The organism is Streptomyces sp. NPDC059853 (assembly GCF_042731495.1).
Taxonomy (GTDB): Bacteria; Actinomycetota; Actinomycetes; order Streptomycetales; family Streptomycetaceae; genus Streptomyces.
On record NZ_JBHWJL010000022.1, the window covers coordinates 22229 to 22835 of the forward strand.

The following is a 607-nucleotide window of genomic DNA, read 5'->3' on the forward strand; positions in this document are numbered from 1 at the left end:
CCTCCTCCGCACCCCCCCCCATGTCGGGGCGGCCCCCCTGCGCCGGGGGTTTTGTTCCCCGGGAAAATTAAACCCCCTCCCCCCCCCCCCGGGCCCCCCGCCCCCCCGGCCTCCCCCCCGGGGGGGGGGGCCACGGCTGGCGCCCTGTGCCTCGCCGCCTGCGGCGGCACGAGCGAGAGCACCCCGAGCGAGCTGACCCTGGACGACGTCCCGGTCGGCGAGGCGGTCGCCGCGAAGACCGTCTCCGGCGAGGACGCCCTCCTCTACCGCGTCGGCGAGAGCGAACTGGTCGCCTTCACCGCCGTCTGCACCCACTACAACGGCAAGGTCTCCCCCGAGGGCACCCAGTTGCGCTGCCCCCTGCACAACTCGGTCTTCGACGCCGCCACCGGCGAACCCCTCTCCGGCCCGGCCACCAAGCCCCTCACCCGGCTGGACGTGACGACCGAAGGCAACGAAATCACCATCGGCTGAGGGCGGAGATGGCAATCTGAGCCCATGACGCAGCTGAAGGACACCATCGGCAGGATCGGCATCTGGACCCCGGTACTCCGCGCGGAGGACCCCGAACGCCGTGCCCAGGTCACCGAGGCCGCCACCGAACTCG

Annotated in this window: 1 protein-coding gene; it reads left to right on the forward strand. The window is 73.0% G+C overall.

The features are described 5' to 3' along the window. The first annotated feature begins 51 nt into the window (after positions 1 to 51). The gene (locus ACFV5N_RS04425) at positions 52 to 474 is read left to right on the forward strand and encodes a Rieske (2Fe-2S) protein (protein ID WP_385593905.1); all 423 of its coding nucleotides are present in this window, start codon (positions 52 to 54) and stop codon (positions 472 to 474) included. Positions 475 to 607: the final 133 nt, after the last annotated feature.